21 protein-coding genes and 3 pseudogenes are annotated in these 21,017 nt (G+C 43.8%); 3 read left to right on the top strand and 21 right to left on the bottom strand.

The window, feature by feature from the left end; all coding sequences use genetic code 11:
- The coding region (locus Q0986_RS01585) for a hypothetical protein (RefSeq protein ID WP_299402693.1) at window positions 1-197 on the top strand (197 nt) is incomplete at its 5' end.
- On the opposite strand, the pseudogene Q0986_RS01580 reads toward Q0986_RS01585, so the two are convergent.
- The 9 genes and pseudogenes from Q0986_RS01580 to Q0986_RS01545 all read right to left on the bottom strand — a co-directional run bounded on the left by Q0986_RS01580 (window position 177) and on the right by Q0986_RS01545 (window position 8,481).
- Window positions 177-1,243 (bottom strand): annotated as a pseudogene (locus Q0986_RS01580) (ISKra4 family transposase). The gene Q0986_RS01585 and the pseudogene Q0986_RS01580 sit on opposite strands and share 21 nt — an antisense overlap.
- Before the next feature lie 95 nt (window positions 1,244-1,338).
- Window positions 1,339-2,280: a glycosyltransferase family 2 protein gene (locus Q0986_RS01575; protein ID WP_299402691.1), complete on the bottom strand. Its 942-nt coding sequence runs from the start codon at window positions 2,278-2,280 to the stop codon at window positions 1,339-1,341.
- A gap of 403 nt (window positions 2,281-2,683) precedes the next feature.
- Window positions 2,684-3,538, bottom strand: a complete 855-nt coding sequence (locus tag Q0986_RS01570; protein WP_299402688.1) for an alpha-1,2-fucosyltransferase — start codon at window positions 3,536-3,538, stop codon at window positions 2,684-2,686.
- A gap of 5 nt (window positions 3,539-3,543) precedes the next feature.
- Window positions 3,544-4,227, bottom strand: coding sequence for a hypothetical protein (locus tag Q0986_RS01565; protein WP_299402686.1), 684 nt, complete (start codon window positions 4,225-4,227; stop codon window positions 3,544-3,546).
- 41 nt (window positions 4,228-4,268) lie between these two features.
- Window positions 4,269-5,039 (bottom strand): DUF268 domain-containing protein, encoded by a 771-nt coding sequence (locus tag Q0986_RS01560; RefSeq protein ID WP_299402683.1) that lies wholly within the window; start codon window positions 5,037-5,039, stop codon window positions 4,269-4,271.
- The gene (locus Q0986_RS01555; protein WP_299402681.1) at window positions 5,030-5,779 is read right to left on the bottom strand and encodes an FkbM family methyltransferase; all 750 of its coding nucleotides are present in this window, start codon (window positions 5,777-5,779) and stop codon (window positions 5,030-5,032) included. Before Q0986_RS01555 ends, Q0986_RS01560 begins: the two co-directional genes overlap by 10 nt.
- Entirely contained in the window at window positions 5,776-7,095 is a 1,320-nt protein-coding gene (locus Q0986_RS01550; RefSeq protein WP_299402678.1) for an ABC transporter ATP-binding protein, read from the bottom strand. Before Q0986_RS01550 ends, Q0986_RS01555 begins: the two co-directional genes overlap by 4 nt.
- A 266-nt stretch (window positions 7,096-7,361) precedes the next feature.
- Window positions 7,362-7,561 (bottom strand): annotated as a pseudogene (locus tag Q0986_RS22830) (type II toxin-antitoxin system HicB family antitoxin).
- Between the two features lie 89 nt (window positions 7,562-7,650).
- Window positions 7,651-8,481, bottom strand: coding sequence for an ABC transporter permease (locus Q0986_RS01545; RefSeq protein WP_299402676.1), 831 nt, complete (start codon window positions 8,479-8,481; stop codon window positions 7,651-7,653).
- Window positions 8,482-8,818: 337 nt separating this feature from the next.
- Between Q0986_RS01545 and Q0986_RS01540 the strand changes: the two are divergent.
- Window positions 8,819-9,136, top strand: a pseudogene (locus tag Q0986_RS01540) (IS630 family transposase); the annotation flags it as partial.
- Between the two features lie 194 nt (window positions 9,137-9,330).
- Here Q0986_RS01540 and Q0986_RS01535 read toward each other — a convergent pair.
- The 12 genes from Q0986_RS01535 to Q0986_RS01480 all read right to left on the bottom strand — a co-directional run bounded on the left by Q0986_RS01535 (window position 9,331) and on the right by Q0986_RS01480 (window position 19,781).
- Window positions 9,331-10,461 (bottom strand): DegT/DnrJ/EryC1/StrS family aminotransferase, encoded by a 1,131-nt coding sequence (locus Q0986_RS01535; protein WP_299402674.1) that lies wholly within the window; start codon window positions 10,459-10,461, stop codon window positions 9,331-9,333.
- 13 nt (window positions 10,462-10,474) lie between these two features.
- Entirely contained in the window at window positions 10,475-11,074 is a 600-nt protein-coding gene (locus Q0986_RS01530) for an acyltransferase (protein ID WP_299402671.1), read from the bottom strand.
- Window positions 11,067-12,011, bottom strand: coding sequence for a Gfo/Idh/MocA family oxidoreductase (locus tag Q0986_RS01525; protein WP_299402669.1), 945 nt, complete (start codon window positions 12,009-12,011; stop codon window positions 11,067-11,069). The genes Q0986_RS01530 and Q0986_RS01525 overlap by 8 nt, the downstream gene beginning before the upstream one ends.
- 6 nt (window positions 12,012-12,017) lie before the next feature.
- On the bottom strand, window positions 12,018-13,838 hold the full coding sequence (locus tag Q0986_RS01520; RefSeq protein ID WP_299402667.1) for a nucleoside-diphosphate sugar epimerase/dehydratase: 1,821 nt from the start codon (window positions 13,836-13,838) through the stop codon (window positions 12,018-12,020).
- Window positions 13,839-14,394: 556 nt separating this feature from the next.
- Window positions 14,395-14,538: a hypothetical protein gene (locus tag Q0986_RS01515; RefSeq protein ID WP_299402665.1), complete on the bottom strand. Its 144-nt coding sequence runs from the start codon at window positions 14,536-14,538 to the stop codon at window positions 14,395-14,397.
- A 248-nt stretch (window positions 14,539-14,786) separates the two neighbouring features.
- The gene (locus Q0986_RS01510) at window positions 14,787-15,464 is read right to left on the bottom strand and encodes a DUF2301 domain-containing membrane protein (RefSeq protein WP_299402663.1); all 678 of its coding nucleotides are present in this window, start codon (window positions 15,462-15,464) and stop codon (window positions 14,787-14,789) included.
- 103 nt (window positions 15,465-15,567) lie between these two features.
- Window positions 15,568-16,392 carry an SAM-dependent chlorinase/fluorinase gene (locus tag Q0986_RS01505; RefSeq protein WP_299402661.1) on the bottom strand — a complete coding sequence of 275 codons (825 nt, stop codon included), beginning with the start codon at window positions 16,390-16,392 and terminating at the stop codon, window positions 15,568-15,570.
- A 198-nt stretch (window positions 16,393-16,590) separates the two neighbouring features.
- A complete protein-coding gene (rpmA, locus tag Q0986_RS01500) occupies window positions 16,591-16,845 on the bottom strand; it encodes a 50S ribosomal protein L27 (protein WP_299402658.1) in 255 nt (84 codons plus the stop codon).
- Between the two features lie 63 nt (window positions 16,846-16,908).
- Window positions 16,909-17,331, bottom strand: coding sequence for a 50S ribosomal protein L21 (gene rplU / locus Q0986_RS01495; protein ID WP_299402656.1), 423 nt, complete (start codon window positions 17,329-17,331; stop codon window positions 16,909-16,911).
- Window positions 17,332-17,505: 174 nt separating this feature from the next.
- Window positions 17,506-17,883 (bottom strand): ribosome silencing factor, encoded by a 378-nt coding sequence (gene rsfS, locus Q0986_RS01490; protein ID WP_299402654.1) that lies wholly within the window; start codon window positions 17,881-17,883, stop codon window positions 17,506-17,508.
- A 136-nt stretch (window positions 17,884-18,019) separates the two neighbouring features.
- Complete coding sequence (gene yqeK, locus Q0986_RS01485) at window positions 18,020-18,616, bottom strand: bis(5'-nucleosyl)-tetraphosphatase (symmetrical) YqeK (protein WP_299402651.1); 597 nt, start codon at window positions 18,614-18,616, stop codon at window positions 18,020-18,022.
- A 298-nt stretch (window positions 18,617-18,914) separates the two neighbouring features.
- On the bottom strand, window positions 18,915-19,781 hold the full coding sequence (locus Q0986_RS01480) for a COP23 domain-containing protein (RefSeq protein WP_299402649.1): 867 nt from the start codon (window positions 19,779-19,781) through the stop codon (window positions 18,915-18,917).
- 256 nt (window positions 19,782-20,037) lie between these two features.
- On the opposite strand from Q0986_RS01480, the gene crtR reads away from it, so the two are divergent.
- Window positions 20,038-21,003, top strand: a complete 966-nt coding sequence (crtR, locus tag Q0986_RS01475) for a beta-carotene hydroxylase (protein ID WP_299402648.1) — start codon at window positions 20,038-20,040, stop codon at window positions 21,001-21,003.
- Window positions 21,004-21,017: the final 14 nt, after the last annotated feature.

Genomic DNA, 21,017 nt, shown 5'->3' with positions numbered 1-21,017 from the left:
ACGATTCTCCCTCATCCCCAATCAGTGAATTGAATCGGATTCCTGTCCCTACCTTAGAAGTAGATGAGCCGTCTCTGGGCCATACACTGGATGCTCTAGAGCAGCAAACTATCACGATTGGCCAACAGATGATGCGTCATTTGTTATGCCTTCATTGGGATCTACTCGGGAGCATGTCACCTTTGCATGCCAATTAAGTCATTGAGATAAGCACACCGATGTGCAAGCACTTGTGGAACATTGCTTTCATTCCACTGCGCCCCTGAAATTTTGACTCTGCGACTAATCTGTTTGATAGCAGATTCCACAGCCCCCGACCCAATGGAGCAAATTTGCTCACTCTGGTAATAGTCATAATTGACGATCCGATGACGATGTTTACGAACATAGTTGCAAAAGACCTGAGCTTGCTTTTTTCTCAAAGGTTCAAACAGAGCCAAGGTTTCATCAACCTTCCCCTGCCATAAGAACTGCTCAGCCTGGTGCAGACGTTTGAGGGACCCACCGACCTTATGAAGATTTTCCACCAGATGTTACCAGTCCAGAATCTCTCGTCGTTGTTCAGGTATGCTCAACTGACGAATGATGTTCCAAATGCCATCATGACCATCCCCTAAGCAAATCACTGGGGAGGCTAACGGTTGCTGGTGAGTCCACTCAATTAGCCGAGCATTATTGTGATAATCCGCTATGAGTCCCACATCTGTTGCCAGCGTTTTATAGTCTTTCCACTGGCAAGGTTGTCCTGCAGGGGTGCGAATGCGCACTTTGCCACCATCGACACTCACTTCGGTTAAAGCTTCGTGGGCCTGGGGAGAAGGAAACTGTTGCTGATAGACCAATCGTTGCTGGGTTTTGGCTGGAACCTGAATCCCCGTTAAATAAGCCACATCTTTAGCGGCTTGGGCATAGGAGACATTGGCACTGATACGCAAGCAACAATTCTCTAAATGAGGACTGATTTGACGATAAGGGGAAACGGTTAGATGCTGAGCCTGTTGAGTGGTAACGGTTAGGTCACCCAAGGTGCTTTTCAGTCGTCGGTTGCGGCCTGCTGCTGTGCCAGTAGCTGTGCGGATAAAAAATGACCGAGTTCGGGACTGACATGGGTCTGGATTTGTTGACGCACCGTCATCTCAATGCCTTCTAGCGTCTTCATGTTTTCTGGGTCGCTTTCTTCATACAGTAATTGGGCAATCGCATCAAGATGGACTTTGAGTTGAGCTGCTTTGTCTGAGTTCATTGATGAAGACTTCTGGGCAACACTGATATCCTGAACGATGTCAAAACAATCTGCAAAGGTGACATGCTCCCAACTATCTTTGTCAGCTTTATTAGCTAATTCTTTGAAAAAATTCTTTTCATGATTTTTAATCTAAAGAATTCTTTTAAGGTGAATTTACATGTATTTATTTTACTGATTCCAAATCTATACTTTTGTGTTAGTTGATCGGCTTTTTTGCTCACGATCATAAAGTTTGGATGCTTTAATGGAAAACTTATAGGTATTGAAGGGATATTGGCTAAAGATGTAATTTGAGTTGTGTGAGTGGCATCTTTCCCATGTCCAATATTTGTAACAAGATTCACATATGGCACTACACTTAAACCATTCTGTAACCAGCATGTAAAAAACCAACGATAGTCCCATCCAACATGTTGATTATTATGTACATTATTAAGTATTAGTTTCCAATATCTAAAGGCCTCTTCTTCGCTAAAAATATCTGACAGCCAATCATTATCCCTCACTTCGTCCCAATCGCTCATTTGATAGTCATAATAGCTCCATGCACGTCGCCATGATGCCCATCCCCAGCAATGGTGGTATTTAGAAAAAAAGTAACTGTATTGATCATTTCCTTTGACTTTATTTTTAAATAAAAAATTATTCCCAGAAATAGACATAATGCGCTTATCATCGCGATAATACTCCAGTAATTCCTCGCAGAATTGAAAAAAAGTATAATTTGGTAAGCAGTCATCTTCTAAGAAAATAGCTTCCTCCACTTTTTTAAATACCCAGTCAATTCCAGTTGCAATACGAATGCCTGGCCCTAAATTTATATCCGAAAAATTTTTTAGTACCTCACATTCCCAATCAACTGTGTCAATAATTTCACGGACTTTTGCACATTTTTCTGCTTCACCTACTTGATTTTGACGTGGTCCATCAGCTATTACTAAAAGCTGAGATGGCTGGACCTCTCGAATAGAGTTAAGTACTTTTTCTGTCGAATCAGGACGGTTAAAGACTAGAAAAACGACTGGAGTTTTCATGCTCGCTTAAATTAAATTTCAAGGTCAGTTCTTGGGTATCCTCGATGTTTGGCTGTAGGCAGGAGGAATTCTAGGAGCTCTCCTTATCACTTAAATATGATTGACGTATTGCTCTATGATGGCTATCGTTTGGTGATGACAGTCTACTCACAAATAACTTTCTTATGGAAGATTTGGATTCTCAAATATCTTCTTGGGTTTAGCACAAAAATACTCTACTTAAGTAGCTCAGGCTTGAAATTATAAACCATGTATCTATTTGTAAACTCGGGGAAAAGCCTTGCTGAAAAATACTTAGCGCTGTATTCACATTTCAATATCTAGCTATGTTTTTCTGCCCAAACCTACTTAGTAGCAGAGAGGGCATTGACAGGAATTATTTTGCGAATAAATAAAATTAAATTTAAATATCGACATAGTTAAGAAAACTAGACTTAACAAAAGGTGGAAACCAACTTTTAGATCGACAGCCAGCCCAATATTTTGGAGCTAAGAAAAATAAATTTGAGTGCTTTTGGCTAGCAAAGTAAGATCCCCACCAAGAAAAACTACTTGCAGACAGTATGCCACCTTCACATTGGGTCATAAGAGCAAAATCTTGAAAGCTAGAGAATTTTGAGATTACAGAGTTTTTTACACCACCAAAAATATCTTCTACATAATGAGGATCATCGGAAAGGAATACAAAAAATGGATTATGTATTTTTGACTTTATGATATCAATACATTTATAGTAATAGCTAGCCGGAAGGACAGCAGGGTTCTTCTTATTAGGCCATTTAATATAATCTCCTCTTCTAATGTGAATAAAAATACATTTATTTGAACAAGATTTTTCTCTCAAAAAAGCTTTAGCAAAATTTATTAAATCATGATTCATTTCTAATTGATTGGGAACTTCATCCCTGAAAGCAGATTCAAATTGAAAATATGATTCACCAATAAACTTAATATGACTCAATATTCCGATTTCGTGCTCTACTCTTGGAAAATTTCTTGGAAATCTAATTTCATAAATCCTATCAAAAATATACTTCTTTGATAAGAAATTAGCAGCCTTATAGATGAAGCGATAAAGGAGTCTCTCTATTGTAGAGCTATTCGAATTAATTATATTCGCTTCAGGATTATTAAATAATGCTTGAAATTCTTCAAATCCTATAAGCACTAATTTCTCATTCTTAGGACACATTGATCTAATGGCTGAATATTGAAATATTTGATTTCCTATTCGGCCAGATTCTCGAAAAATAAGCATAAGCTTTAACTTGATATCATAGATAATGCCTTTTTCTTAAGGCCAGAATATATTAGTTTTAGCCCTTTCTTTATGTCTGATCTATATGACTGATTTTTGTATTCTTCCCAATGCTTTGTATTTACCTGTTGGCAATAACTTTTGACTAGAGTTTTCGCATGTTCAGGAACTGCTACAATTACATCTTCAATAATAACTACGTATCGCTTAGAGGAGTATGACTGCAAACTTTCAATTACCGTACTGATATCTGGCCACTGATCAACATTGTGTGGAAGTGGTGGGGGCGATGTAAACAGTCTTGCATCATCGATAAGAATTACACTGTCAGTGCAGCGAGAATTGATGATATTTAACTCATCAAGCAAAGGGCACTCATCAACACTTCCAAAAGTTACTCCTCCACTCCAGTGTGCATCAAGCCAAAAAAGACTAGTTCCATTCAATTGTGGAATAATCTTGGCGAGTTCTTCTTTCGAATTGCCAAATCTAAAGTCAATATTATCAATGGCACCATGACTTTGAATAGCTTCATTATATAATTTTTGGGAAAATTCAATAGTGAAAATATTTTTAAATATAGAAGAAGCTCTGATAGCAGTTTCAGCTTTATAAGTGCCAGTTTCGATAAAGTTTTGGATTGAAAGTTCCATTTTTAGCTTTTCTAATAGCTCACATGGAGGTCCCATCCTTGTGATTCCCATATTTATATCCTTATTTGAGGTTGAAATTAATTATCTAATGGTTTTTTGAAGTGATAACATCCAGTTCCAAAGCCCGACTGCAATGAGTTTTGAAAGCTATTTCCATAGATATACTTTTTGTCAACAATAATAAACGGAGAAAAAAATTCGAGAATGTATTTCTCTGTAAATGCTCGATGAGCATTGAAGTAAGTTTTGTTGACATCATCTAATGGAACGGATATGTAAAGGTCTCCACCTGGTTTAATAACTCTCTTCAGTTCATCGGCAGCTTTCTCTGTGCCGCTAATGTCAAGCGGGTCACCATATCTACCAAGCCCTATATGTTCAATTACACACAAGCTAGAGAGTGACTCAACTGTTGAGTTTTCGTAGGGTAAACATAGAATCGATCCTTCTATAAAAGCAAGTGTATCAAGTGGTAAAGATAACGGCCGAATATCAACCATTGTTACTGGAATGGCTTTAGATAGAAGTGCTACAAACTTATGGTGAGAGCCAACATCTATATGGCAATTGGGCTTTGATTTTAGAATCCTTTCAAAAGCCCAAGCATCCTGATAAAAGTAAGTTGGCTCAATAACTGTTTGTTTTGTGTCTTCCCCTAAGCAAGGATAGAGGGTATCCAAAAGGCGATTTGAATCGTTAGACTGTAAAGATTGGTAGTTTTTATAACTTGCCCAGAATCTTTTCCATGCACAAAGTTGACCTAGAGTATTTTTATATAAACGTTTCGGTGAAAGTGATTGACGAATAGAGTATTTTAATATCCACCAAAATTCTTGGATCATTTGCATGGTCTAGCGATATGAATAGAAAATCTAGCGGTAGAGACATCTGAGCGTCCTGGGAATATAGGATCTTTTTCAACTACATTAGTAACGGTGTAATTAGCAGCTTTGAGATAAGATTCAAGCTCGTCTGGGTTGTTGCCCATGTCAAAGGTTGTCTGACCGAACTCAAATACACAGCAACAGATTCTTTGCTCTTTCAGCATTTGTTCCGCTCCTCGCAACACCTGATATTCAGCACCTTCAACATCAATTTTAAGCAGATCAATATTATCAATATTATGCTCATGGCAATATTGATCTATAGTGACTGCTTCTACCTTTTCTGTAGATATAGGCTGAATATCAATACCATAGTTTTTTAATGGACGATCTGCTAGTGAATTTAATGTTGAATGTAGGTCATCATAAACGTATAGCTGTAATATTTCATGTTTTTCCGATACAGCTTTCTGATTCAGGATGATTTGCTGACGATTTGCCAGTTGACAAATCTTTGTCAATTTATTGAAAGTTCCTTCACTAGCCTCAAATGCATGCACTTGACCTTCTGAGCCAACTAAACGCGAAAAAAGCAATGATAATTCACCTATATTTGCACCAACATCAAAGACTGTCATTCCAGGATTGAGGTAGTTAATATAGAATATTTTCTCTGCTTTCTCAACTTCTATTGGAACAGAAAATTTATTCCCTAATGGACTATTGGATCTGATGTTTTTTATGATTTTATTTAGGACGCTCAATTTTCCTTTACCCTTAGATTATCTAAATTCTTATTGCTTGTTGACTCAAGACTCCACTTAGCGTCAACTAAGCAAAGGCCATGGGAAATAGGTGGGATTTCACCAGAGTCATAAAATCCACCACCAACTACATTTAGTTGAATTGCATTATTTATCGCATCTAAGTATTGGCCATCTTTAAGAAGAGAGTATGAGATTTCATACGTGTGCTCTGGTAATGGCAGATGAGGTATTTGACAGACAAACACTCCTTCTTCTGGAAGTTGGCCAAATTCATCACAGGTCAGTCGATTATGCTGTAAGAAAACGGGTATATCCAATTGAGTCTTTACTACAAAGCTTGCAATTACCCCACGGTACAAAAAACCTTGTGGGACTTTAAAACAAAAGCAAATTTCTATTGTTTGCCCTGAAATAGCAGTATCTATTGAGTTTTTGAGTTCATCTCGAATCTCAATTTTATTAACCCTGACTTGCCCTGTTCCCCGTCTATCAGTTCTTTCTTGAAGAGAGTTTGTGATAGAAGAACAATTTGCTAAATACTTTGTTATGCTCTCAGTCTGACTTCCAATATAGTTAATTTTACCTTGATGGAGCAATATACCTTTTTGGCAAAGCTTTTCTATAGCTGCCATATTGTGGCTGACGAATAATACAGTCTTACCATCTTTGCCAGCCTCTTCCATTTTGCCTAAGCACTTTTTCTGAAACTGAGCGTCACCAACTGCTAGTACTTCATCCACAATTAAAATTTGCAACTCTAGATGTGCTGCTACAGCAAATGCTAATCTCACATACATCCCACTCGAATATCTTTTTACTGGAGTATCTAAAAACTTTTCAACTTCTGCAAAGGCAACAATCTCGTCAAACTTGCGCTTAATTTCAGACTTCCCCATTCCTAGAACTGCCCCATTTAGGAAGATATTTTCTCTTCCAGTTAGCTCAGGATGAAAACCAGTTCCTACCTCTAATAGGCTAGCCACACGACCTTTAATAGAAATTCGTCCAGTTGTAGGTTCAGTAATTCGGCTAAGAATTTTTAACAAGGTGGACTTCCCTGCCCCATTTCTGCCGATAATACCAACTCGATCTCCTTGCTTGATTTCAAAGGAAACATCTTTCAAAGCCCAAAATTCTTCTTTACTGGGCTTATTTAAGCTGCCGTTATAGAGAGGATTTAAACCTCGCCCGACTGACTTAGCCCCTTCAGCTAAAACGTCTCTTAATGCTTTGTAACGGGTACTCCCTTCTTGCTGATGGCGGAGCAAGTATTTCTTACCTAAATTTTCGACTCGAATCACCGTATCTGACATACGACCTAATTATGAAATAAAATATTGTATCGATCTACACTCTATTCAGAACTCACATAATAAGTTTAAAAACTCAGTTTTTTTGGTCTAGTACCTTTAAATTACAACCATAAAATGTCCTGGGTTAATGCCTTTGCCAGAATGAATTGGGACTATCACTCACCTACCTATATCGTTTTTGCAAATTGCACAGCTTTTCTTTTGTCAGTACAGTCAAAAACCTAATCTTGAAATGACTAAAATACAACCTTTTGCCTGCAAAATATTTATGCTGAAACACAAACTTGTTGAGTAATAGAACTACTGTATGGAATAGGTCCCTTATCCGTCTTGAGACTCTCAACATAGAGTTCAATCGCTTCTTGAATACTAGCTGATTGAAAGAAGCTCCCTGGCTGTGGCAACCTTTAAGGGCAGGACAGTTTGCATGATATCCACCATACGCTTCTTTCTCAAAAATTACCATGTAGTTATACAGACTTTTCACAGGTGTACTTAGGATGATCTCTACTCTCCATCGATGTCTCCAGAGTTAGCTTAGAGTAAGACTTACGTTCAGATCACATCCGCAAACGTTCTCTCCATCTTGCGAAAATACGAAACTCCTGAAAACAGCAAAGTTAGCACTAAACCTAACGAGATTGCAAAGCCATTAGTAAAAAGTTGTGTCTCTTGCCCCAGAATGGCCCAACGAAAACCGTCAATCACCCCAACCATGGGATTCAGTGAATACCAAAGTCGCCACTGTTCAGGTACAATGCTGCTGCTAAACCCAACAGGTGAAATATATAGTCCAAACTGAACAATAAAAGGGACTATATACCGAAAATCTCGGTATTGAACATTCAACGCTGCTAACCAGAGACCAGCTCCCATTGCAGCTGAAAAAGCAATCAAAATAAAGAAGGGCAGCGTCAAGATCTGCCAACTGGGCACAAAATTGTACCAAGCCATTAACCCCAGCAAAATTATTCCTGATATTAAAAAATCGACAAAACTAACAATTACTGCGCTGGTAGGTACGATTAACCGGGGGAAATAAACCTTAGACAGGAGATTAGCATTTATAATTAAGCTGTTGCTACACTCAGCCAAGGCATTAGCAAAGAATTGCCAAGGCAGCATTGCTGCGAAAACCAAGATAGGATAGGGGACACCTTCTGAGGGCAGCTTGGCCAGCCGACCAAACACCACTGTAAAAACAACCATTGTTAAAAAAGGGCGAATTAATGCCCAAGCAATCCCAATCACGGTTTGTTTGTAGCGAACTAAAATATCGCGCCAAGCCAAAAAATAAAATAACTCCCTGTATTGCCACAAATCTTGCCAATATTGGCGCTCCGTGCGGCCTGCTTCAATGATCAATTCAGGCGTCTGCTGAGCCATGTTTTATTTTTGCCCACTCGCTATTAGCGCTTTTAAACTCTAAAGATATACCAGGATGATATTTAATCAACTTTTGGTCAGAGTCATTGTATCAGATTAAAAAGCTGATGTTTTTTTCGTGCACCCACAAACCAGTTGTCCCCTTGCGTTGGGTCTTAGTGCGTTATCCCCTTGAAGTGTTTGAGCCTCGGGCGTTGTTATGAACGGATATCAATTACACTGCCGCGCAGATTTTAATACCAATGACCCAACTAAATGACCTGTATAGATCGCCAAGCGCATTGAAATTTGGTCAATCATTTGGGTCAAACAGTTCATCTCCATACGAAATTGGTATGAGCAATTCAGCTTGGCGTTTCCCCAGAGTTTGAATCTGATGCAGATGGATCAAGCCAGTGCCCATATGAGTGATTGGAGCCGATGGCCAGAGAATGTGCTGCCGATTGTCCAACCCTCTCATAGTCCAGAACTCAATCCATCTGAGCGCTTATGGCAGGACTTGAGAAAGCGCTTCAAAGGCAAATGCTTTGAGTCTATTGGCTCACTTGAAACAGCGTTATTTGAGCCAATCAATACTCTCTCTAAAAAGGTGGTGGCTTCACTTACAGGATATTCTTATATCTTAGATGCCTTAACTATACAGGCCACTCAATAGATGAATTGGTATGAGACGCTATGTGTTTTGGCGCAAAAAGGCAGTATGCCTAAACAGTCTCAATCAGGCGAGATGGAGAGCTGGTTTGCCCCTAAATGCAGACTTCTTCAAATTCATTGGGCTGGTCCAAGTTTGATTGAGCTTTTGTAATGTCCCAGGAAACATTCAAATCTATTTTTCGAAGTGCCCTTATATTAGAAGTTCTGAATGGCCTGTATGACTCTTCTTGTAGTATTGAATTTAACTTCTGGCCAAATAGGTAAACTTAATACTTCTTGAGCACATTGTTCACTTACCTCGCAACTACCATACTGCCCTTGATATACGGGTAACTTGTCCTGAGGTACTGGGTAATAGATCATCGAACCAATCTCTTGGTTCGCTAATACCTGCTTGAGCCGATCGCGTTTACCATTTAGGACGCGAATTGTATATTGGTGGAACACATGCCCTTTTGTAATTTGCGGTGTTACTATATCTGGCAACTCAGCAAATGCTTCATTATAAGATTGAGCTACTTTTTGGCGAGCTTGGTTCCATTGATCGATGTAGGGAAGTTTGACCCGCAGGATAGCGGCTTGAAGCGTGTCTAGTCGAGAGTTGTATCCCAAGATTTCATTGTGGTATTTTTTGAGTGCGCCATGTACTCGAAGCATTCTGACCTTCTCTGCCACCGAATCATCATCCGTGACGATTAAACCCCCATCACCATAGGCTCCAAGATTTTTGGATGGGAAAAAGGAGAAGGCACCCACATGCCCGATGGTACCCACGGCCTTGCCATGAATGGCATTATTACCCGATGGCTGCTCAGCAGGATCACCATAGTACTTGGCCCCAAATGCTTGAGCACAATCCTCAATAATCTTTAGGTTATGTCGCTGGGCAATATCTGAAATTTGGGTCATCGCAGCCGGATGTCCATATAAATGAACGGGCATGATTGCTGCTGTCTTCGGTGTGATGTTTGCCTCGATCTGCGTTGGATCAAGATTGAAGGTTAATGGATCAATGTCGACAAAGATGGGCTTGGCACCTACGTTGCTGATGGATTCTGCTGTGGCAAAAAACGAAAATGGTGTTGTAATCACCTCATCTCCTGGGCCAATCCCCAGTGCTCTGAGGCCGATGACCAAGGCATCTGTGCCTGAATTTACACCGATCGCATGTTTGATACCTAAGTAAGTGGCGACCTCTTGTTCAAACAGTTTGACATCGGGGCCCATAATAAAGGCGCCTGATTCCAGTACCCGATTAATGGCCTCATTAATCTCCATTTTCAGACTGGTGTATTGCGGTTTGAGATCAAGAATGGGAATTTTCATGCCGGTTCATCAATTACAGTTTTCGGACTTCTATCTCAGAAATTTGCTGGTATCGAGTGCCTGTGGAGTCTACAGCATAGCCATTTTTATCGAACTTCAAAACATCGCCAGAGGCGCTCATCCAGCCCACAAGCCGAGCGGGTACACCAGAGACCATGCCATAGGCAGGGACATCTTTGGTTACAACAGCCCCAGCTGCGACAAACGCACCTTCATGTAAGGTGACACCGCAGACGATGGTTGCATTGGCTCCAATACTGGCACCCCGCTTCACCCACGTTTGCTGGTAGTCAGCGCTGGTATTGCGGGGGAACTCACAACGTGGCGTTTTAACATTGGTGAAAACCATACTGGGACCACAAAAAACGTAGTCTTCTAAAGTGACACCTTCATAGAGAGAAACATTATTCTGAATTTTGCATTGATCACCAATGGTGACATGGTTCGCCACGGTCACGTTTTGACCTAAAACGCAGTGACGGCCAATGTGGGTTTTGCTATAGACATGGCAAAAATGCCAAATCTTAGTGCCAGTACCGATGGTCGCCCCTGCATCGACATAGGATGATTCATGAACAAAATAGTCTGGTTTTCCTAATGTCGGCTCAGCCACGCATTGCCTCCTGAGCGTTCTCTAAAATTTCGACGACAGCTACACCATTCCAACCATTGGATCTTGGCTGCTGGCGGGTTTCCAGGCATTCAAGAAAATGCTGGCACTCTAATTTGAGTGGTTGAGTGGTTGCGACATCGGCAACCCAGGACCCTGTGTCAACGTTGTGGAGATTCGCATCGATGGATTTGTCGTAAACGGTCACTTGCTGTGTGACTTCGTCATACACTAGCATTTGCCGTTCTGCCAGGATAGTGGTGCATCGCTGCAATAACGGATGATACCAAGAGGCATGGATATGAGCCGTTTGGCCATTCTCAAAGACCAAATCAACATGGACATTATCTTCAACACCAGGTTGCACCATGGCATGGCCGCTGGCTTGAATCGCTTTGAGTTTAGGATTACCGAGTAAATCGAGTACAACGGATACGTCATGGGGGGCAAAAGACCACCACACATTCTCCTCGGAGCGGGCTCTACCCAGTTTGGCGCGTTGTGCCATGACATGCAGAACTTTGCCTGCTTTGCCACTTGCTAAGTAGTCACGCATCCATGCGATCGCAGGCTGATACAGCAGCAAATGGCCGACCATGAGAATACGCCCCTGTTGATCAGCATACTCTGCCAGCTCTATGGCCTCTTGAGTATTCAGGGTCATGGGTTTTTCGATAAACACATCCTTGCCAGCTGCCAAGACCGCCTTAGCTAACTGATAATGCGTGGGGGCCGGTGTTGCTAACACCATCGCCGTCAGATCTGTTTGTAGGGCGTCCTGATAATCCGTGTATAACGGTAGATCGGGATAAGCAGAGGCCATGGTCTGCCGTAATTCTGGATTCATCTCAGCTATCCCTGCTAGGGCATTGAGATCGTAAAAATTTTTAACTAGGTTTTTGCCCCAGTTTCCCGCGCCAACGACACCAACTTTTTTCATAGCGACTTATCGATGCGAGACAGGAGTTTTGACCTGATACCCAGGCACTAACTTGTGTAGCAAATCGCGAATCTCCATAGAATTATTGACTGAGGCAGATTGTAGTAAACTTGCAACAATCTGGGGAAGTTGAGTCGGAATGATATTGCTAGCATTTTTCACAACCAGCAATTTCTCATGTTCTGTCTTTTGGTATTCTTCGTCAGGCAGAAAGAGTTCTTCGAACAGCTTCTCTCCAGGACGCAAGCCTGTATAGGTAATTTGTATATCTTTGTCTACCTGGTAACCGGACAGGCCAATGAGGTCTTTTGCTAAGTCGACGATTTTGACCGGTTCACCCATATTAAGCATCAGGATTTCCCCTCCAGGACTAATCACAACAGCCTGTAAGACTAATTGAACCGCCTCTGGAATGGTCATAAAATATCTACAGATATCTGGATGAGTGACCGTTACAGGTCCTCCCACTGCAATTTGTTGCTTAAATGTTGGAATGACACTGCCACGACTGCCCAGCACATTACCAAATCGAACCACCACAAAGGGGATGCCACTGGTCTGAGCTGCTTTTAGAACAATCATTTCCGCCACACGCTTGCTGGCACCCATCACACTCGTTGGGTTAACCGCCTTGTCAGTGGAGATCATGACAAAATGATTGACGCCAAATTCAACGGCTAAGTCTGTGAGGGCTTTGGTGCCTAAAACGTTATTCGTAATGGCTTCAGGAGCATTATTTTCCATTAACGGTACGTGCTTGTGAGCCGCGGCATGAAAAATAATTTCTGGTTGGTATTCCTCAAATACAAAGCGTAACCTAGACGGGTGCCGGAGATCGGCAATACAAGGTCTGAGGGCAGGTGGGGCAGAACCATTCTGCTGCCCTTTGCTGTTCCTGAAGAAAGACATTTGCTGTAGTTCTTGCTGTATTTGAAATACAGAGTTCTCTCCATGTCCTAATAGGATCAGCTCTCGTGGGGAGCATTGAAAAATTTGACGACAGAGTTCACTGCCAATCGAGCCTCCGGCCCCTGTTACTAAGACGCGCTTCCCTTTGAGGAGTTCGCGCACACCTTCGATGTCTGTTTGAATCGGGTCTCGGCGAAGCAGGTCTTCAATTCGAACTTCCCTAATGCTATGGTGCAGCTTTTCTGGGCCCATCAAAACGTCTTGCAAGGACGGTAAGGTCAGCGTCTCAACCCCTGTTTGTTGGCACAACGCCACAATATTTCGTAAGCTCTTCCCGGACAAAGACGGCATGGCGATAATTACAGTTTGAATATGCCAAGACTCAATAATACTGGGAATAACACTACGATTGCCAAGAACGGGTAGCCCCCTAATTCTCAGGTTCAGCTTGGCCGGGTTATCATCAACGAAGGCAATGGGCAATAAGTCTATATGTGGACTGCGCTCCAGTTCCTGAGCCAGTGCAACCCCTGCGTCACCTGCACCGAAAATTAATGCTCTTTTCCGAAAATCTCTCCTTTCAAAGGTTTTATCTTGTTGCTGCTTCCTTTCCAAGGCCCGTACACTAAACCGTATGCCTCCAATGATGATTAAGGTTAAAAGGCCATCAAGAAACGGTAAAGATCGGGGTAAAGATAAGATAGAGAGCGATTTAAGTAGAGCAAAAGACAACGTTTGGATAATAACGGCTGATCCAGTCAAAATGGCTACGTTGCTTAGCTCTCCAACACTGGCATATCGCCAATAATGTTTGTAAAAACCACCTGAGAGAAAAACCGTTAGCTTAATCACCATAAATAGCAAGGTGACTAACAGCAGATCTGATTGGTAGCGCTCAAAGGTGAGAATAAAACCCAATGCACTGTCTAAGCGCAAACTCAGAGCAAAAAGAGGAATAAAAGCAAATAGGAAGACATCAATTAGAAATAAGTGACGATTTCTGAGATGTAGGCAGTAATTTCCTAGCCTATTGATCATTTTGATCATTGAGATAAACCTTAGAAGGGAAAGTCTCGAAGCTGACTCAGTAGACTCGTTAATGAGGCAATGGGTTTCTTCCTCGTTGATTTCCACAATGGATGGATGGCATAGAAGTGGAAGCGAAAGCTTCAATTTCTCGGAGAAGATGTAAGTTGAGGTGTTGCCAAACCTCAGCGATCATAATGATGGACGTATCCAGCTAGATTTACCTTAGGCCAACACGACCAAACAGCTTACAGACTAGTAACTGATGATGGAAAGCTTGAAGAATGGGGCGATCCAATATCAAGTTTGATCTGTAAGCTGTCAGAAACTGAGATTATTGAGCACCTTCAGAAACCAAGCCGCTTGAATTGAGTTGCTGACTACACACGCTTGCCGTCAAGAATTAAGCAGGTGTTGGGTAGGTAACAGCAAAGGGCAAGCGTACCTACTAATTAGCAGGAGACTCGGCAGGAGCTTCAGCGGGAGATTCGGCAGGAGATTCAGCAGGGGTGTCACTTGCACTGTCTTGGCAAGCACCTAGGAGGGTTGCAAACCCTAACAGAACGGCTAAAGCAGTTAGTTTGATTTTCATTGTTTCTTAACTCCTCACAGTGGGATAAATAAAAAAGAGCAATTTACTTGTATCAAGACTACGTTGAATTTGCAACTTTTGCAGATTCAAAGCAAGGTAGTAGAGATATAGCAATGCTCGCCACCCGCTATATTTAGGCGATGGGTATAGATTGTCCAGGTTTCTTTAGGATCTGTCAATCAATCTTTATAGTTTTGATGCAAGATTCACATCAGGGCGCAAAGTTGTGAAGGGCTGCATTGATATTATCAATCGGTGCTGACAGGTGAGCTTGAGTGTAGGCGCTGCTGACGCAGGTAAGTAAAGACACTTTTGTCACCAATGTCTGGTGGAATGGGTTTGAGCGTTTTCCTGAGGGCGAAGATTAAGAACAGGACGACCCAAGCGACGAGTAGTATTTTTTCGCCTGTGACAGGCAGCCAATTGAGCCAATGCCCTAAGAGTAAAAAGGGGACAATGCCTGTTAGCAGCTTGGTCTCGCCATGATTAAAGCAAAAGGCTTCTTTGAAGAAAACCCCGGTTAACGCCACAAAAAGCCAGCCTACACCAAAGAGATTGGAAGAGTGGCGATAAATTGCCACGAGTAAAGGGTCTGATTGTGTTAAGGCAATATATATAGCCACAACAGAGCCAATGAGCCACGAAATTTGCAGTGTAAGGTGTAGAGGACGCAGATAAATATGGATGGTTGCCAGACTGACGCCAAGGGCGATAGAGAAGCAGAAGAAGAGTCCAGTTAGGCAAGATAGGGTTATGGGGAGAGGCCCTAAGGACAAAAAGACAATCGCTCCAATCGTAAAGGTAAGGGCTGCAACCAACATAGCTCCCCGATAAATAACCACTTCAATGCGGTCTGTTTTGCTAATCGTAAATTCGCCAAAGTGGCCTTGATAGATGTCTGGGGTTGCTTCTAAGAATGCAAACATGCTCAACTCCTGACTAATCCAATATCTACCAGATTTGCATAACGGTGGTCTGGTTTACTAGCCTATTGTAGCGATGGTTGACCAAGATCTTGAGGGGGAAACTCTAATGATGCAGTTTAAGCGTTACTAAATCGCCTACATTGCTGCTTAGGAAGTGTTGAGCATTACCATTGGGAAGCGCAATTTCAAGCCAACCATGGCTACCAGCCAAGGCTTTTACCTTAGGATCAACTTCTGAAGTGGCGTAGGAGGTTGTACTGGGAATGAAGGACTGACCGATGTGCAAAGACCAGGAGCGATGTTGCGTCTGACTGGCAGGGATATTGGTAATTAGGTTGCCAAAATGATCGATCGCTTGAATGATGCCTGTGCCGCCGCTGTGATTAGGATGCCAAGTGGTGCAGGAAACTAAGCGATTGAGCGAGTTGAGTTCTAAGGGTGGACCCAATTCTGGGAAAGAGATACCGCTCGCGATATGGGCTGCAACTGGCGCAAAAATATCTCGACCGTGAAAGGTGTGACTAGGTTCTTCGGTGTACCAATACTGACGATGGGTGAGTTCAACGGCTGCGATCGCACTCTCCTGCATCAAAACATGACTGAATAAGCCATTATCGGGACCGATGAGGATGCCTGAAGGGGTTTGAATGGCCACTGCTCGTCGGGGACTCCCCACGCCAGGGTCAACGACAGCAACGTGAATTGTGCCTGGAGGGAAGTGGGGATAAGCATTGCCCAGTTGGAAACTGCCAATCTCGATGTTCTGAGGCGGAATTTGATGGGTTAAATCGATGAGACGGGCAGCTGGGTAAATGCAGGTGATTACGCCTTTCATGACGCTGACATACACATCCTCTAGTCCAAAATCGCTGAGAAGGGTGATGATAGGGGGACTAGATTGAGCCAGATCAGGGAATGAATCAGTCATTGCTCAAAGTGCGAATGCACTAACAAGTGTTGCAGAAGGGCATTTCTAACATTAAGTCGCCTGGCCCTTGCGATCAGAGGGGTAGAAGATCTGGGGAAGCATTTTCCTGGACATTGAACCCAAATGCAAAGGCTAGTTGTTTTAGACCAAAACAACTAGCCAGAATCATCAGAGTATTGAGTGTGAATCGAATGATCCCTAAGCAGGATAGACACTCACCTTCTTGCGTGACTTCCCTTTGCGTTCAAAGGTAACAATGCCATCAATCGTGGCAAATAAGGTATCATCGCTGCCGCGACCGACATTGTTCCCAGGGTGAACTTTGGTGCCGCGCTGGCGGATCAGAATGTTACCGGCCTTGACTACTTCGCCACCATAGCGCTTGACGCCTAACCGCTGGGCATTAGAATCGCGGCCATTGCGGGTACTACCTGTTCCTTTCTTGTGAGCCATGTTGTTCCTCGTGTAAGTAATGATTGCAGGGATGTTTTGGGGGACGCTGGGACTGGAGCGATTTTAAGAATCAGCTACCACTTCAGCCTCTACAGCTACCACCTCGCCCTCTGCTTTGGGTTTCGCTTTTTTGGTGGTTTTTTTCTTGGTGGTTCCGCCCATGGCCTTGCCATCAAGATGGATGGCATCTACCATCAGGCGAGTCAGGGCTTGACGGTGGCCGCGCTTCTTCCGCGTCTTTTTCTTCGGCTGCATTTTGTAGACCAGGATCTTGCGATCGCGACGATGTTGCATTACCGTTACTTCGACCGTTGCGCCCTTAACAAAGGGTTGACCCACGGTTGCTTCTTTACCGTCATGTACCAAAAGCACTTGGTCTAGAGACAGTTGAGTCTCAGCATCATTCGGCAGACGATCAACGTCATAAAATCGGCCGGGTTCAACCTTTAACTGCTTTCCACCCGTTTCTACAATTGCAAAAGTCATTCTAAATTAAGCCTCAATAAGCCGTACAGGTACTGGATGATTGACTGAACAGACCATCTAGTTTTTAGGCATGAACCTGATCCGAGCTAAACAAACAGTATGCCAAACCCTAATTATCAAAAATTTTAGTCAGCGTTGTCAACTTTTTTGGGTGGCCTATGTGAAGATAACGTTTTAATCCTCGGCTGGCGTCCTGTCTAAGGGCAGGCGTTCTGCATGGCCCCAAAAGGCTTCGAGATCGTAGTATTCTCGCTGATCGGGCATCATGATATGGGCAATCACATCCCCGTAATCTAGCAGGACCCAGGTTCCCTCTGCTTTGCCTTCTTGGCGTAGGGGGAGTCTGTTATAAGTGTCTTCAACGGACCGTTCCATAGACTCCGTAATCGCTCTCACTTGGGTGCGAGAGAAACCGGTAACGATCACAAAATAGTCAGCAATATAGGACACATCTGCCACTTGCAGAACGAGGATATTGCCACCTTTTCGATCGTCTGCAGCCTCAGCCAGACATAATGCCAACGCTTGAGCGATGCCTTGACTCTCAGACAATTCGGAAATATTTAGGGCGGATTGACCAGAGGGATGAGAAATCAAAGTCAGAGAAATAATAGAGCTATTCCTTACACCTTAGCCTAGCTAAACTGAATTGGATGTCAAGATTGCTGAACACCTGCGTCATATGCTTCTAAGATTGGATTTGCAGCCAGGCCCAATTCCGAGTCAATACCATGCGGGGATGGATCAGTCGTTGGGTTTTGAGGAGATGCTGCATGGTCAGATCACAGACTAAGGCAACGGCATGGTACAAGTTTTGTCGGCTGATCTCGCGCACAGCCTGCAATTGAGGATGATTGCCACGTCCAGGTTCTAAGCTATCCGCTAAAAATACCACACAACTCAATAAACTCATCTGAGGTTGTCCCAACGTATGGTTACGAATCGCGGCCAGTAGTTCTGGATCCGTGATCTTAAACTCTTCCTGGGCAACGATAGCGCTGATTTGGGCATGGAGTAAGTGAGGATTGGCTTCATCAATCGGATCAATCGGTAACTGGTGCTGTCGGGCCGTTTGGAGTAGACGTTTGGGGGGGAAATATTTTGCCAGATCATGCATCAATCCTGCCTGGGCAGCTTGCGCCTCATTGAGCTGATGCTGCTGGGCTAAGTCCTGAGACAGGGTTTCGACCCGCAAGATATGTTTCACGCGGGCAGGTGGAACATTATCAGTGAGCCAGGTAATGACGCTAGCTCTATCCCAGTTGGGGGGGGTGGCAACAGTCATGATGTTTCCAGAGGGACAGGTGTTATAGCAAAAGGTTGGGGCTTGACAGGCATATGCAGGAGGAGATGTGGGCCGTGAGTGCCCCTGGCACATCCCTATCTTTCAGCGCAATAGAAAAGTAAGTGAAATAGAAAAAAGCCCTGACCATTGTGCCAAGGCTTTTAGCATACCGGGATTGCTGACCATCCGCTGTGGTTGGTTAACTGGCTCACGATCCCTTCACCGTTCTGAAATCCTTGGAACGGTGAGAAGGCGGGCAAGTCGACGCTGACTTAGGGATGAGGCCGACGGTTGGGGATTAACGAAACTGATCGGGTTGCAGTTTTAATCCTTTGCTTCGACTTCTGTTGTGCTGCTTTGTGATCGACACGCCTTTTCTGAGAGCTTTGCCGGTGCCGCCATCCGCTGGGTCTAAATGCGGTCTAAGGTTCATGCCTGCTCGCAAGGGTGTCCGGCTGAGGGAGCGGCTGCGCTTGCCAAAGAGGGTCTTGCCTAAGTTGACGATCTGTCCCAGGGAGTCTTGACGGCCATTGCCAATATTCAGAGGGGTGTTGCGGTCGTTACCCACAAATGTATTGACCCCTTGGGTCATTTCGCCACTATTGGCAACAGTCAGATTATCAAAAACGGCATTGCGGGTGGTGGTGGGATCTTGACCCCGTGGAACTGTGAAGACAATGCGGCAATTTGAATCCGCTTCAGAGGTGGCACAAACGGTGTTGTAGCCATTTTCGGTACCTGTTTGCAGTTCTAACAGGCCGTCAGGACGGTATTCTTCTAATCGACGGGCGATTTCTTGGCAGCGAAGTTCGGGCGTCCAGCCTCCTCCCATCTCGGCAGGGACAGCCCAGGGAAAGGCTTCGTTAGGGCGGCTTTTGGGGTTATACATCACGGTATATTGCCCCCCTGTGTACTGGCAGAAGAAGCGGGTACTGGATGAGATATCGGCAGGGTCGTCTGGATTGGGGTTGTCACGCACATCTGGATCATCGGGATCGATGCGTTCGCTGGGTTCAACGTCTGGAAAGTCGTCCTCTAGGCTGTCTTGAGCCAGACTGGGGCTTTGGGCTGTACTGAGGAGTGCGATCGCAACCCCTAAACTAGACTGGACCACAAGGCGAAGTGCTTGCGGAAGAGCAGATTGATTAACCCTCAACGTTGCCATAGGAGTACACCTCATAATTCCATCAATATGGGTAGCCAGGAAAACTGGCGTCTAACCCTGATTAGGTGGGTAACCTGAATCAATAGCAGGGCTCATGCTGATTCAGTTGTTGTAAATACTGATTATGTTCCTGTAAGACCTGGCCTGGGGGGCAATGTTCCAAAATACCCCAGAAACCGTTACAAAACTTTATTAATTATTGTAAGTATCGTATACTACCTGAGAACTATCGCAACGGAGTAAGGATAGCCCATACATGACAGCCAATGTGCAGCCCAAGACGGTTCCATATCATTTCCTCGGCCCTCCTGAGACGTTTAACCCCACATTGCTGTTATTCCTCGCGGGGCTGACCCTCTTGGTGGGATCAACGTATGCCCACTATGCTCTGTCGACACCGGATTGGTGTTCCTTTGTGGCCAATACCTTAGCCCTTCATTTTGCCGGTACCGTCATTCATGATGCTTGTCACGGTGTGGCCCATCGCAATCGAATCGCTAATGCAGCCTTAGGTCATGGCAGTGCCTTGATGTTAGGGTTTGCCTTTCCAGTCTTTACGCGAGTCCATCTGCAACACCATGCTGCCGTTAATGATCCCGAGAACGATCCAGATCATTATGTCTCCACAGGTGGCCCCCTATGGCTGATTGCACCTCGTTTCTTTTACCATGAGGTCTTTTTCTTTCGACGCCAGCTATGGCGAAAGTGGGAGCTGCTGGAATGGTTCTTGAGCCGGGTCTACCTGGTGACGATGATTGTTTGTGCCTGTCAGTTTGGGTTTATCCACTACGTCCTCAACTTTTGGTTTGTACCGGCCTTAATTGTGGGGACAACGCTGGGCTTTTTCTTCGATTATTTCCCTCATCGGCCGTTTCACGAGCGCAATCGGTGGCGTAATGCCAGAGTGTATGCCAATCCGCTCTTGAATATCCTTATTCTGGGCCAAAACTACCATCTGATTCATCATTTATGGCCGTCGATTCCTTGGTATAAATGTGAGCCAGCCCATGATGCGGTGAAGCCCCTTTTGGATGCCAAGAACTGCCATCAACGGATCGGTATTTTTCAATGGCAAGGCTTTCTGGGATTTATCTATGATTTCTTTTTAGGTGTGCGCTTTGAACACCAAATCTCGGCAGACGTGCCCCCAGATATCATTGCCGATCTGGCTGTGAAGACAGCTGACCCTGATCAGGAACGCCAGCTGGTTGAGTCGGTATAAAGCGACCTGAAAAA

Source organism: Acaryochloris sp. IP29b_bin.148, from assembly GCF_028285565.1.
GTDB lineage: Bacteria > Cyanobacteriota > Cyanobacteriia > Thermosynechococcales > Thermosynechococcaceae > Acaryochloris.
The sequence above is the reverse complement of the archived record's forward strand: the minus strand, read 5'-3'. Positions and strand labels throughout refer to the sequence as shown.

Excerpts from the sequence above, each read along its gene's own strand:
- Q0986_RS01575 (WP_299402691.1), bottom strand. The coding sequence starts at position 2,280 with ATGAAAACTCCAGTCGTTTTTCTAGTCTTTAACCGTCCTGATTCGACA.
- Q0986_RS01525 (WP_299402669.1), bottom strand. The coding sequence starts at position 12,011 with ATGAAAAAAGTTGGTGTCGTTGGCGCGGGAAACTGGGGCAAAAACCTA.
- rpmA (WP_299402658.1), bottom strand. The coding sequence starts at position 16,845 with ATGGCTCACAAGAAAGGAACAGGTAGTACCCGCAATGGCCGCGATTCT.
- rplU (WP_299402656.1), bottom strand. The coding sequence starts at position 17,331 with ATGACTTTTGCAATTGTAGAAACGGGTGGAAAGCAGTTAAAGGTTGAA.
- Q0986_RS01550 (WP_299402678.1), bottom strand. The coding sequence starts at position 7,095 with ATGTCAGATACGGTGATTCGAGTCGAAAATTTAGGTAAGAAATACTTG.
- Q0986_RS01505 (WP_299402661.1), bottom strand. The coding sequence starts at position 16,392 with ATGACTGATTCATTCCCTGATCTGGCTCAATCTAGTCCCCCTATCATC.
- Q0986_RS01480 (WP_299402649.1), bottom strand. The coding sequence starts at position 19,781 with ATGGCAACGTTGAGGGTTAATCAATCTGCTCTTCCGCAAGCACTTCGC.
- crtR (WP_299402648.1), top strand. The coding sequence starts at position 20,038 with ATGACAGCCAATGTGCAGCCCAAGACGGTTCCATATCATTTCCTCGGC.
- Q0986_RS01535 (WP_299402674.1), bottom strand. The coding sequence starts at position 10,461 with ATGAAAATTCCCATTCTTGATCTCAAACCGCAATACACCAGTCTGAAA.
- Q0986_RS01545 (WP_299402676.1), bottom strand. The coding sequence starts at position 8,481 with ATGGCTCAGCAGACGCCTGAATTGATCATTGAAGCAGGCCGCACGGAG.
- Q0986_RS01560 (WP_299402683.1), bottom strand. The coding sequence starts at position 5,039 with ATGCAAATGATCCAAGAATTTTGGTGGATATTAAAATACTCTATTCGT.
- Q0986_RS01565 (WP_299402686.1), bottom strand. The coding sequence starts at position 4,227 with ATGGGACCTCCATGTGAGCTATTAGAAAAGCTAAAAATGGAACTTTCA.
- Q0986_RS01515 (WP_299402665.1), bottom strand. The coding sequence starts at position 14,538 with ATGAAAATCAAACTAACTGCTTTAGCCGTTCTGTTAGGGTTTGCAACC.
- yqeK (WP_299402651.1), bottom strand. The coding sequence starts at position 18,616 with ATGACTGTTGCCACCCCCCCCAACTGGGATAGAGCTAGCGTCATTACC.
- Q0986_RS01510 (WP_299402663.1), bottom strand. The coding sequence starts at position 15,464 with ATGTTTGCATTCTTAGAAGCAACCCCAGACATCTATCAAGGCCACTTT.
- Q0986_RS01570 (WP_299402688.1), bottom strand. The coding sequence starts at position 3,538 with ATGCTTATTTTTCGAGAATCTGGCCGAATAGGAAATCAAATATTTCAA.